We start from the raw sequence: 11,150 nt of genomic DNA, 5'->3' as shown, positions 1-11,150 counted from the left end.
CTTGCTGAGCCGCCAGGCCCGGCGGGGATCAGGCGGGCTGCCAGGTTTCCAGGCGGTAGGCGCTGTCCCAGAACAGCCATTCCAGGCGAGAGGCGGTGACAAAAGCAGCCGTCATCTTCTCCCGCGTCGCCGCTGTGGTCTGCGTAGCCAAGGAGTCGGTGATGTCCAGGGCCTGTTGCACCACCTGGGCAAATTCTTCCCCGGCATAGGTGTCGATCCATTGTTGATAAGGATTGTTGGGCTTGGCGGTGCGGTAAATGGCGGATCCCACCTCACGGTAAATCCAGAAGCAGGGCAGCACAGCGGCCATGGCCACCTCGTAGGGATCCAAGGCAGCCGCAGCCAATAGAAAACGGGTGTAGGCGAAGCAGGCAGGAGCGTAGGTTGTCTCCGGCTGGATGTCGTAGAGGCGAAAGTAACTCTCGTGCAGGCTGCGCTCGGCCACAATGGCCCCCAGGGCAAAGTTCAAGAAACTCACCACCCGCTCAGCCCCCTCGGAACGGGCCCCGATCAAGGCAAGGGCGCGGGCAAAATCGGTGAGATAAAGAGCATCCTGCTGCAGATAGAACTGAAAGCGCTGCCGCGAGAGGCTGCCTGCGGCCAGCTCTTGGTTAAAGGGGTGATCCAAGATCTGTTGGTAGATGGGCTCGATCGTCTGCTAGAGGTGGGCGGTAAAAGATTGAGACATGGTGGCTCTCTCGCGGCGTTTCTGGGGTTCTTTTCAACTGATTGAGATCTCTGGGTGTGGGGGAAACTCTTTGGGTGCCCTGTGGCCGGAAAGTTGGACGTGAGTATCTCGATTCCAGATCCCTACCCCCGCTAGGGCGGGGATCTCCTTGTCTCAGATTGCCCCTCCTCTCAGTTACCGCTTTTCAGGGGGTCAGCCCAGCTAAACCTAGGCTTCGGGCATAAGGGGACGGAAGCCGTGCTTGCGGGACAGTTGCCCGATTAAATCCAGCTTTTCTAGGGTGATCAAGTTGCGGCCCCAACTAAAATTGGTGTACAGGCCCTCGAACTCCAGGAGCATCGCCTCGGCAAAGCAGGCGAAGAGCTGGCGGGCCGGGTTGGCCACATTCAAAAATTGCATAATATTCCACTCGATATCGAGAGAGTGTTCCACCATGCCGCCGTCGATCACGTACAGCCCCTTGCGCTGCAACTTGGAGGCGATGTTTTTCGGGTAGCCACCGTCGATGATCACGCAGGGATCCGGAAGCACCTGAGGATCGAGGGTCACTCCTTGGCTCATGCTGGCCACCCAGACGATGAAATCGGCGCGGGGCAAGGCCTCTTCCAAGGAACAGACCTCCCCTTTTTTAAGTTTGGCCTGCAGCTCTTCCAGGCGTCGCCGCTCGCGGGCTATCAACAGCAATTTGGCCGGGGAAGTGTGGGCTACCAACCACTGGCAGATGGCACTACCGATATCGCCGGTGGCCCCCACCACGGCAACTGTGGCAGCTGCCAAATCCATGGCGTAGCGCTGGGCCGCCGCCTGCAATTGCTGACAGATGATATAGGCCGTGTGGGTGTTGCCGGTGGTAAAACGCCGAATTTCCAGGTCGATGTTGCGCACCCGCCTGAGGGTGTCGAGGCGAAAATTCTCGAAAATAATGCTGCTAAATCCTCCCAGGGTGGTGATGTTCAAGCCGCGCCGCTGCGCCAAGGCCATCGCATTCAAAATCTTGCGACAGGCCGCCTTCACCCGTCCCCCCGCCAGCATTTCCGGCAGGAAACAGGATTCGACGTACTGGCCATAGATTTTTTGGCCCGTGATGCTGGTCACCACGATCTCGTCCACCACCTGAGGCGGAGCCATGCACCAAAATTCCAGGTCGCTCTCCGCATATTCGGAATACCCCAGCTTATCTGCCACCCGTTTTGCGTGGGCCAGGCTGGTCAGGTGCCCGATCAGGCCGAACATAGATGCTCACTCACTTCGATACTTAACTTTATGAGCTCCATCCGGATCCCATCAAAACATGTCCGCACCCAGAGAGGGTAGGGAGCGTTCCAGCCAGGCCGGAAAACCAATCGGCAGGCAGAGTTGAGTTGCGTCAGGCGGCCCGCAGACCCTGGGCCGAGAGGCGCATTACCTCGCGGGTGTTGAAGCCGATGCTGGCCAGGGCCTCGCCGTAGGCGATCATGAAGTCTTCTACAATGGCCTCGCGATCCATGTAAATGGCTTCCACATCCGCCTCTACCTGCTGCAGCATCTGCCGAACTAGAGGCAGATTTTGGGCGTTGGCTGCTTCGATCTGGGCTTTAACCTCGGCAAAGTGCTCGCCCAGCCAGCGCTCCCCAAAATTGAGGTGCAGATACTCGTCCTTAACTACCCCCTCGGTGATCTTGCGGGCAAAGTCATCGGCAACCGGGATGTAGATGTTGTAGGCGGCAATGGCAAAGCACTCGATGATCAAAGACTGAATGACAAAACAGGAGACCAGATCCCCTGCCGCTGCGGCGCTTTGGAAATTGTCCCGCAAGGGCGCGAAAAAGGCGCGGGCAAACTCCACATCGGGTTCCACCTGCAGGTTTTTGCCGCAGGCCTGGAAGCCTTTCATGTGGCGCAATTCCATCTTGGCCAGCTTGCGCAGCTCCTCTGCAGCTTCCGGCAGCATTTCGGCCAGCTTGAGGTAGTTGTCGTGGGCTTCTTGTTCGCCTTCGATAACAATACCGTTGATGCGGGAGTAGGCCTGCCGATACCTTGGGCTGCTGTAGTCTAGGGCAGTGCCGCCCCCATCAGTGGGGGACGGGGGGGTGTTGGGCAGGACGTTCGCTGGGGCCATACTCGTGCATCTCCTTTTGTAGTTGTAGATTGTTGTGAACCGCTTCGCCGGCCCTTCAACAATCCTGGCGCTTGCCACTAAATTGTTCCTCTACTCAGAATAGCCTCAGGTGGTGCGGAATTCATCGGATCCCTTTTGCCCAGGGAGGCAAGCCTGTTAGGGTGAGTGCTCAGGTGCCGTTGAGGAGCCGGGGGTATGTCTGCTCTTGGGGAGGGCCTGAATCAGCTGCGCCAGTTGCTGGTGGATCTGGAGGAACAATCCCTCGATCAGCCGATTGGCAGCGCCGAGGAGGTGTTGCAGGCAATCGAGATGGCGACGGCTTTTGAGCTGTTCGAGGCGGAAAGCAGCCGTTTGCTGCTGCAGATTGTGGCCAATCTCTGGGATCGGGTACGCCAGCACGATCTGTCGGCGCAGGAGATCGAGGCGGTGGCAGAGAAGCTGCGGGCGGTGGGCTATACCGATGCCGAGATCCAGGAGATCTTGGATCTGGAGCCTCAGGACAACTAGCCGCAGGCTAGGCGGAAACCATGCCCAACTCGGCGGGAGCGACATCTGCTTCTAGGTGAGTGGCCGTGTCGTAACAGGCTCCCCGCAGGTTGGCAAGCTTGAGTTTACAGCCGCTGAGGTTGGCCCCTTTCAGGTTGGCGCCGCTGAGGTTGGCCCCCGCCAGGTCTGCCTGGCTGAGATCGGCACCACTCAGGTCGGCTGCGGTCAGGTTGGCGCCGCGCAGGTTGGCCCCTTGCAATCGAGATCCCTGCAATTTGGCCTTTTCTAGATTGGCCAGGCGCAGGTTGGATCCCTGCAGATCGGCTTGGCTGAGGTCGGCGCCGCTCAAGTAGGCCCGCTCCAGGTTGGCAGCGGCCAGTTTGGCCTGCTGGAGGGTTGCTCCGCCCAGGTCGATCCCGGCCAAGTCGGCACCGGCCAGGTCAGCTTCGGCCAATTGGCTGTTGCTGAAGTCCCGCTCGCCGCTGCCATAGCGCTGCAACAGTTCCGCTGCGGTTTCGACCATTGCTTTTCCCCATCCTAGACAAGTCGGATCCTACCGAGGAACAGGGTTGCCGCCAAGGGCGCACATCCTCCAGGCGGCGCCTATCAGCCATGCCTCCAGATCCGAACATCTGCCAAGGCCATCAGCCCTCTTGCCTGCGAGAGCGCGCTAGGATGGGCGCAACGCCCTTTTCTCTGGATCCCATTTGTTCTGTTATGAGCTTGCCCCGCGTGCCCCGCTCCCGGCCCCGCCCAAAGTTACGCTCGATCCCTCGCCGCAAAACCGAATCGGCTCTCTATGCCGAGATGCAGCAGCTCACTGTGGAAAAGCAGCGGCTCAACCAGGAATTGGAGTTCATTCAGGAACGGCAAGGGCAAATTCAAGCAAGGCTCCGGGAAATCGAACAAGCGCTACAGCGTTTTCAGCAGGAGGCAGAGAGCTTTCGGGATCCCGCCGCTGCTCGAGAACCGGGCACTGGCCGCTTCTCCTCCTCCCGTTTCCCGCCGATGACCTTTGAGTACTGAGCCAGTTCCCTGCCGAGTGGGGAAGCCAAAGCCATTGCCAAAGGAGCAAAAAACTGGGTTTAGAGCCCCGTTCTGTCCTTTGGGACGGCCTTGTGGTACCTTTTGTATGGCGGCATGGGTAGTCAACCGCTTCAAAAACCCAGTAGTCTAACCCCTAAGACATTAGCTAGGGTTTTGTATTGGCCTTGAAGCGGTACCCTTGGGCAGAAGAGAACCGAGCCGCGAGACCGAAGTCCAGGGGTAGACCTGTTGGCTTTTGCTACCGGGATCCAGCCGCCCAGTCCGAGATCTTCTCATGGCCCATTCTGAAACTCCCATCCGGCATCGCTGAGTCCATAACTGCAACTGAGTACACAAGGAGCTGAGCCTCGACCATGGTTACTGCCACCGCTACTGCGACCAACGTTGGCTACATCACTCAGGTCATTGGACCTGTGATCGACGCCGAGTTTCCCAGCGGCAAGCTGCCTGAAATCTACAACGCTCTCAAGGTGGAGGCGACGACCGAAAGCGGATTGAAGGTCAAAGTCACCTTTGAGGTGCAGCAGCTTTTGGGGGATAACCGCGTGCGGGCCGTGGCCATGTCTTCTACCGATGGCTTGGTGCGGGGCATGCCAGTGGTGGATACAGGTGCCCCGATTACCGTGCCGGTGGGCGAGGCTACCCTGGGTCGCATTTTCAACGTGCTGGGGGAGCCAGTGGATCAAGGAGAGCCGGTGCAAGCCAAGGAGTTTGCCCCCATCCACCGCAGCGCGCCGCCCTTTGTGGAGCTGACCGTCAAACCGGAGCCCTTTGAAACCGGCATTAAGGTGATCGACCTGCTGGCCCCCTTCAAGAGAGGTGGCAAGGTGGGCCTGTTTGGCGGCGCCGGCGTCGGCAAGACGGTGCTCATCCAGGAGCTGATCCACAACATTGCCGAGGAGCACTCCGGCCTATCGGTGTTTGCCGGCGTGGGAGAGCGCACCCGCGAGGGAAACGACCTCTACAACGAGATGAAAGAATCGGGGGTGCTGGACAAAGTAGCGCTGGTGTACGGCCAGATGAACGAGCCGCCGGGCGCTCGTATGCGGGTGGGCCTGACCGCCTTGACGATGGCGGAGTACTTCCGCGACGTCAACAAGCAGGATGTGCTGCTGTTTATCGATAACATCTTTCGCTTTGTGCAAGCTGGCTCGGAAGTGTCGGCGCTGTTGGGCCGCATGCCCTCGGCGGTAGGCTACCAGCCCACCTTGGCCACGGAAATGGGCAACCTGCAGGAGCGGATCACCTCCACCAAGCAGGGATCCATCACGTCGGTGCAAGCGGTGTACGTGCCCGCCGACGACCTGACGGACCCGGCGCCGGCGACGACGTTTGCCCACCTGGATTCGACGGTGGTGCTGTCGCGCAGCCTGGCGGCCAAGGGCATCTACCCGGCGGTGGATCCCCTGGATTCTTCGTCCACCATCTTGCAGGCAGACATTGTGGGCGAGGAGCACTACAACACCGCTCAGGCGGTGAAGCAAACGCTGCAGCGCTACAAAGAGTTGCAGGATATTATCGCCATTCTGGGGTTGGACGAGCTGTCGGAAGAGGACAAGCTGGTGGTGGCCCGCGCCCGCCGCATCGAGCGCTTCCTGTCGCAGCCGTTCTTTGTGGCCGAGGTCTTCACTGGCTCGCCTGGCAAGTACGTGAAGTTGGAGGACACCATCAAAGGCTTCCAGCGCATTCTCTCCGGAGAACTGGATCATCTGCCGGAGCAGGCTTTCTATCTGGTGGGCACCATCGAGGAGGCCATCGAGAAGGCGGAGAAGCTCAAGTCCAAGTAATCCCTCACCCTCAGCCCCTCTCCCAGGGGGAGAGGGGGGTTGGCGGCTGCTGAGGATCCTCGGCCACAGGCCCGAAGCGGTAGCCTTTGCCATAGACGGCGTGGATCAACTCGGGGGAGCCGGGCAGACGGAGGCGGCGCCGCAGCAGGCGCACCTGAGCAGCCAGGACGTTGCTGCTGGGGGGATCCTCGCCGGCCCACACCCGCTCGTAGATCTGCTCGTGGGTGAGCAACTGGCCGGGGTGGGCCATGAAGTACTCCAGCAGGCGGAACTCTTTTTGGGAGAGGTGGATCATCCGTCCTTGGCGGTAGGCCACTTGGTTCTCCCGATCCAGCTCTAGGTCTCCAATTTGCAGGCGAGGGATCCCTTCGCCGGGGCCGGCAGCCCGCCGCAAGAGGGCTCGCACCCGCGCCAGCAGCTCCCGCAGCTCGAAGGGCTTGACCAGGTAGTCGTCGGCGCCGGCGTCCAGCCCTTCCACCCGGTCGTCGAGAGTATCTTTGGCGGTCAGGAAGAGGATGGGGGTGGCGCGATCTACCTGTCGCACCTGTTGGCAGAGGGAGAGGCCGGACAGGCCCGGCAACATCCAGTCCAGTACCAGCAAGTCGTAGGGTGGGGCTGGGGGCTTCTGCAGCAGCTCCCAGGCGCTGTTTCCCTCGTAGGCCACGTCCACGCTGTGGCCCTCTCGCCGCAGGTGCTGGGCCAGGGAATCGGCCAGCTCCACTTCGTCGTCCACCAACAAGATGCGCGCCATGCTCTAGGATTCTGTCTCGTCGTCGCTTGCCGGAGGGGCCAGGGAGGGAGGGGGCTCCAGTTGTAAGCAGAGATCGTAAAGGCGGCGCCGCGTCCACAGGGGGGATCCCTGGAAGCGCCGGGCCAGTTGGCGGCTGGCAGCGGAGCGGGGAAGGCCCTCGGCCAGCAGGCGGGCCAGCTCCTGGCGAACTTCCGCTTCCGAGGGGGAGGTTTCTTCGCCCTTTTCGGAGGCAGGCCGCCCCTCTAGAACAAGGGTGAACTCCCCCCGCGGCGGCTGGGCGGCGCAGTGCTCCAGAGCGGCGGCCAGGGATCCCCGCCAGAAGGACTCGTGCAGCTTGGTCAGCTCGCGGGCCAGCACGATCTGCCGCCGGGGGCCGCAGTGAGCCAGGAGATCTTGCAGGGTTTGCTGCAGGCGATGGGGGGCTTCGTAGAGAACGACGGTGCGCTCTTCTTGGGCCAGTTGTTGCAGACGGGCTTGTCGTTGGCTGGCTTTGAGCGGCAAAAACCCCTCGAAGACAAACCGCCCTGTGGCCAGCCCAGAAGCAGCCAAAGCGGCCACTGCCGCTACCGGGCCAGGCACCGGGATCACCGGGATCCCAGCTTGGATACAGGCGCGCACCAGTTCCTCTCCTGGATCGGAGATGGCGGGTGTGCCGGCATCGCTGATTAGGGCCACCGACTGCCCTGCCGCCAGATACTTGAGGATTTGCGGGATGCGCTGGGCGGCGTTGTGCTCGTGGTAGCTGATGAGGCGGGCGGAGATCTGAAAGTGTTTAAGAAGCTGGCCGGAGTGGCGGGTGTCTTCTGCCGCCACCCAGTCCACTTCCCGTAGGACTCGCAGCGCCCGCAGGGTAATGTCTTCGCGGTTGCCGATAGGGGTGGCCACCAAGTAGAGGCTGGCGGTGGGGCGCTCCATCTCGACAAGGCCAGAGCTAAGCGGGTACCGCTTTCCAGGTTAAGGGATCCCTGTGGCAGGATCGGGGAAGATTGGCGGGAGAAAGCAGGTGCGCCTGACCACGCGAGCTACCTATAGCATCCGGGCTTTGCTGGATCTGGCGATGCTTGGCCAGGTGGCCTCGGTGCGGGCCATTGCCGAGCGACAGCAGATCCCGGCCCCCTATCTGGAAAAGCTGTTGATCGAGCTGCGCCAGGCTGGCTTGGTCTGTTCGCAGCGCGGGGCGCAGGGGGGCTACCGGCTGGCACGGGCACCGCGGCGGATCCCAATTAGCGCCATTTTGGCGGCGGTGGGAGAATCTCTGGATCCTCTCCCGGCTGAGAGGGCAGGGGCTCAGCAGGAAGGCTCTGCGGATGGGCTGGACTGGGTAACGGAGGCCCTCTGGCGGCGGATCGCCCAGCGGGTGGAGCAGGTGTTGGAGGAAACAACTCTGGAAGATCTCTACTTCGACGCCCGCAGTTGGCAGGCAGCCCAAAGTCAGGGGGGAGGGTTTGTGGTCTGATCGCGCCTGCGGGAGGGAGACCTTGCTGTTTTTTCCGAGTCAGCCAGCCGCTCCCCTGGTGCTGGCGGCGGCTTTGGGTCTGGATTACTGGTTGGCAGATCCCTGGGGGTGGCCCCATCCGGTGCGGGTGATGGGGGCGGTCATCGCCTGGGGCCAGAGTTGCATTCTCAGGCGCTGCCCAACGCCGGCGGCCCAGCGCTGGGGCGGGGCAGCTCTCACCCTGGCGCTGCTGGCGGGATCCTACGCGGCAGGCTGGGGGCTGATCGCCGTTGCCCAGGCTCTCCATCCCTGGGCAGGGATCCTGATGCAGATCATCCTGATGGCCAGTTGCCTAGGGGGGCGCAGCCTGCGCTTTGCCGCCTTGGAGGTGTTGGATCCCTTGGAAAAGGGGGATCTGCCGCAGGCCCGCCAGCGCCTAAGCCGCTACGTGGGCCGGGATACGGAGCACCTGACGGAGGCGGAGATCTTGCGAGCGGTGGTCGAGACGGTAGCCGAGAATACCCCCGACGGGGCGACGGCCCCTTTGTTCTATGCCTTTTTGGGAGGGGCGCCCTTGGCTTTGGCCTACAAGGCCAGCAGCACGCTTGATTCGATGGTGGGCTACCGCCATGCCCCCTTCACCTACCTGGGCACGGTGCCGGCCCGCTGTGAGGATGGGCTGACCTGGCTGCCCTGTCGCCTGACGGTGCTCACCCTGGCCCTGCTCAGCGGGGATCCCTGGGGATTTTGGCAGCGCTGTCGCCGCGACGGGCGGGCGGATCCCAGCCCCAATTCGGGGTGGAGCGAGGCGGCCTTTGCCTGGCGGCTGCAGATCCAGTTGGGAGGCACCAATTTCTATCGCGGCATCCCCAAAGAGAAGCCCAAGGTGGGGATCCCGGCTCGTCCCTTGAGCCCCCAGGTGGTGCGGGAGAGTCTGGGGCTGCTGAGGCAGGTTCTGGGGGTGTGGGGAAGTTGGATGGTGGGAGTAACTCTAGTTCTCAACTCTCCTCTCCCTCTAGGAGAGGGGTTGTAAACTACTCCAGACTAAAGTCAGGAGCTTTTAGTAGCCCTGCAGTCGGCAAACCGACCGCGGACCTCTGGGCTGGTTTACAGCAGCCCCAATCGACCGTTCCCAGTGCCTTAAAAGCCGTTTCTGGTGCCCGCAACACTAGGATAATTCAGAAGCAGCTAAAGCTGCCTAAGCCGAACAGAGGCAGAAAAGGCGAGGTCTTGCAGTCAAAACTGAACGGTCTGGAGCGTCGCATGCGCATGGGAAGGAGCTCCGGGATCCAAGGGCTTTTAATCTTAACGGGTGCTAGCTCAGCGCCCAGCGCTGCAGGGCAATGCCGAGGAGCAGGCCCAGGCCGCCAAAACGCAGCACCTGCCAAAAGGTGGCAGGAACGGGGTTAAACACTTCCAACAGGTAGGCTTGCAGACGTTGTTCCAATTGGCTGACTTCCGCCTGGATTTCAGCCCAGTGTTCGGGGGAGAGCTGGGATAGGCGCTCCAGCTCGCGCAGGTCGGCCAGCCGCGCTTGCAAGATCTCGAGCTTGGCTTGCAGAGCCTCAAGGGAATCGGGGGAATCGGGAGGAGCGGTCACGGCTGCGCCTCGGCTGGGGGGGCGGGGGAACGGGATCCGGCAAACCCGGTTTGGATCTCGTTGAAGGGTTTGGCTTGGATCACCCCTGGGGGGACGGGATCCAACTGGAAGAGGGCGCGAATGGCGTTTTCCACTTCGGTGATGGGGCGGTTGCCAATGGATTGGTAGACGAGGTTGCCCTGGGAGTCAAAAAGCAGGGTCTGGGGGACTTGGCCGCTGTAGTATTGGCCACGCTCATCCCCAGGCAGGAGGGAATCGACAGAATAAGGAATGAAATAGACTCCCCAGCCATAGCGAACTTGCAGGTTGGCCAGGGTGGCTGCGTATTTTTTGCAGTCGCTGCTGTCGTCGATGTAGTACACCAGCAGGGCCGGGATCCCTTGTTCTTTGGCCTGTTTCAGGGAGACACGAGGGGGGATCATGCCGCCGTTGGAGCCATAGAGGGCAAAGATGTTGCCGTCGTAGCGGTCGTCGTTGAGGAGAGCATGGGCAGGCGGAGACAACCAGCCCATTAACACGACGCACAAAGCTACCAGGAGAAGACGCAGCCACAGCATGATTCAAAACAGCATGATCCAGGGAGGATTGTCGGGCAGAGGGGAGGCTCTCTCATTGTGCCATTTTGCCCCGGTTCAGTCTCAGGGGCGGTGGATGATGGCCTCGACCCGCCGTTGTTTTTTCACCGGATCTACGCCCACCAGCCGGATGTAGTCCTTGGGAAAACGGCTGAGGCACTGCTCGACAGCCTGACAGGCAGCGGCCCATTCTCTCAGGTGGGCAACTCCACACTCCTGCCAGGAATGAACGCGGTAGCGGCGCGGATCCGCATGCTCCACCAGGATCTCATAGCCTTGGGCCAGGATCTGGCGAAGCTGGGCCTGCACGTCTGGGTTGAGGGAAACTGGGGCAGGATCGGCCGAGTTGGCAGCCACAGGAGGAGAGGATGGCGGGGAAGCGGGGGGCGGCTCTTGAGGAGCGGAGCGCCGGAGGCCAAGGTATTCCTCGGAGAGGCGACGGGCTTCTACTTGGTGTTGCTCGGCTTTGAGCTGGTGGCCGGCCTGGATCAACTGCTCCAGAGAAAATCGCGGTGGCGGAAACTGGGGGGCGCCCTCTTTGCTTTTGAGCAGGCGAAAGGCAATCCCTTCCAGGCCGACTTCTTGGATAAATTGCCATACCTGCTCGTCGTAGAGCTGGGCGCGCAGGGCGCCGAAAAAGTCGATGGCCTGCTCGGGAAAGGCGTCCACCAGGCGCTCAATCT

General features: G+C 61.5%; 14 protein-coding genes. 5 read left to right on the top strand and 9 right to left on the bottom strand.

All coding sequences use genetic code 11. The features are described 5' to 3' along the window. Positions 1-28 precede the first annotated feature (28 nt). From tenA to NW809_RS00220, 3 genes are all read right to left on the bottom strand, one after another. Positions 29-643: a thiaminase II gene (gene tenA, locus NW809_RS00230; RefSeq protein ID WP_414401298.1), complete on the bottom strand. Its 615-nt coding sequence runs from the start codon at positions 641-643 to the stop codon at positions 29-31. A 252-nt stretch (positions 644-895) separates the two neighbouring features. Continuing rightward, complete coding sequence (locus tag NW809_RS00225) at positions 896-1,921, bottom strand: long-chain acyl-[acyl-carrier-protein] reductase (protein WP_011429322.1); 1,026 nt, start codon at positions 1,919-1,921, stop codon at positions 896-898. A gap of 133 nt (positions 1,922-2,054) precedes the next feature. Next, positions 2,055-2,786 (bottom strand): aldehyde oxygenase (deformylating), encoded by a 732-nt coding sequence (locus NW809_RS00220; RefSeq protein WP_011429323.1) that lies wholly within the window; start codon positions 2,784-2,786, stop codon positions 2,055-2,057. Positions 2,787-2,981: 195 nt separating this feature from the next. On the opposite strand from NW809_RS00220, the gene NW809_RS00215 reads away from it, so the two are divergent. Next, entirely contained in the window at positions 2,982-3,293 is a 312-nt protein-coding gene (locus NW809_RS00215; RefSeq protein WP_011429325.1) for a hypothetical protein, read from the top strand. Positions 3,294-3,300: 7 nt separating this feature from the next. Here NW809_RS00215 and NW809_RS00210 read toward each other — a convergent pair whose 3' ends face one another. Further along, positions 3,301-3,795 (bottom strand): pentapeptide repeat-containing protein, encoded by a 495-nt coding sequence (locus NW809_RS00210; protein ID WP_099812487.1) that lies wholly within the window; start codon positions 3,793-3,795, stop codon positions 3,301-3,303. A gap of 152 nt (positions 3,796-3,947) precedes the next feature. Here NW809_RS00210 and NW809_RS00205 point away from each other — a divergent pair, with 152 nt between their 5' ends. Then, a complete protein-coding gene (locus tag NW809_RS00205; RefSeq protein ID WP_228375407.1) occupies positions 3,948-4,298 on the top strand; it encodes a gas vesicle protein GvpV in 351 nt (116 codons plus the stop codon). A gap of 374 nt (positions 4,299-4,672) precedes the next feature. Then, a complete protein-coding gene (gene atpD, locus NW809_RS00200; RefSeq protein ID WP_011429328.1) occupies positions 4,673-6,106 on the top strand; it encodes a F0F1 ATP synthase subunit beta in 1,434 nt (477 codons plus the stop codon). 10 nt (positions 6,107-6,116) lie between these two features. On the opposite strand, the gene rppA is transcribed toward atpD, so the two are convergent. Further along, positions 6,117-6,857 carry a two-component system response regulator RppA gene (rppA, locus tag NW809_RS00195; RefSeq protein ID WP_011429329.1) on the bottom strand — a complete coding sequence of 247 codons (741 nt, stop codon included), beginning with the start codon at positions 6,855-6,857 and terminating at the stop codon, positions 6,117-6,119. A gap of 3 nt (positions 6,858-6,860) precedes the next feature. Next, entirely contained in the window at positions 6,861-7,772 is a 912-nt protein-coding gene (rsmI, locus tag NW809_RS00190) for a 16S rRNA (cytidine(1402)-2'-O)-methyltransferase (protein ID WP_099812486.1), read from the bottom strand. Positions 7,773-7,860: 88 nt separating this feature from the next. On the opposite strand from rsmI, the gene NW809_RS00185 reads away from it, so the two are divergent. Together NW809_RS00185 and cbiB are read left to right on the top strand one after the other, a co-directional pair. Then, positions 7,861-8,313 (top strand): Rrf2 family transcriptional regulator, encoded by a 453-nt coding sequence (locus NW809_RS00185; protein ID WP_011429331.1) that lies wholly within the window; start codon positions 7,861-7,863, stop codon positions 8,311-8,313. A gap of 22 nt (positions 8,314-8,335) precedes the next feature. Then, positions 8,336-9,325 carry an adenosylcobinamide-phosphate synthase CbiB gene (cbiB, locus tag NW809_RS00180; RefSeq protein WP_099812485.1) on the top strand — a complete coding sequence of 330 codons (990 nt, stop codon included), beginning with the start codon at positions 8,336-8,338 and terminating at the stop codon, positions 9,323-9,325. Between the two features lie 282 nt (positions 9,326-9,607). Here the strand turns inward: cbiB and NW809_RS00175 are convergent, their stop codons facing one another. From NW809_RS00175 to NW809_RS00165, 3 genes are all read right to left on the bottom strand, one after another. Next, entirely contained in the window at positions 9,608-9,892 is a 285-nt protein-coding gene (locus tag NW809_RS00175; RefSeq protein ID WP_011429333.1) for a hypothetical protein, read from the bottom strand. Continuing rightward, the gene (locus tag NW809_RS00170) at positions 9,889-10,404 is read right to left on the bottom strand and encodes a thylakoid membrane photosystem I accumulation factor (RefSeq protein WP_228375408.1); all 516 of its coding nucleotides are present in this window, start codon (positions 10,402-10,404) and stop codon (positions 9,889-9,891) included. Before NW809_RS00170 ends, NW809_RS00175 begins: the two co-directional genes overlap by 4 nt. Positions 10,405-10,530: 126 nt before the next feature. Continuing rightward, positions 10,531-11,150: ribulose bisphosphate carboxylase small subunit (locus NW809_RS00165; RefSeq protein WP_414401296.1), on the bottom strand; the 620-nt coding region annotated here is incomplete at its 5' end.

The organism is Synechococcus sp. WC101, assembly GCF_047461555.1.
Classification (GTDB): domain Bacteria; phylum Cyanobacteriota; class Cyanobacteriia; order Thermostichales; family Thermostichaceae; genus Thermostichus.
This window is presented reverse-complemented; position numbering and strand designations above follow the sequence as displayed.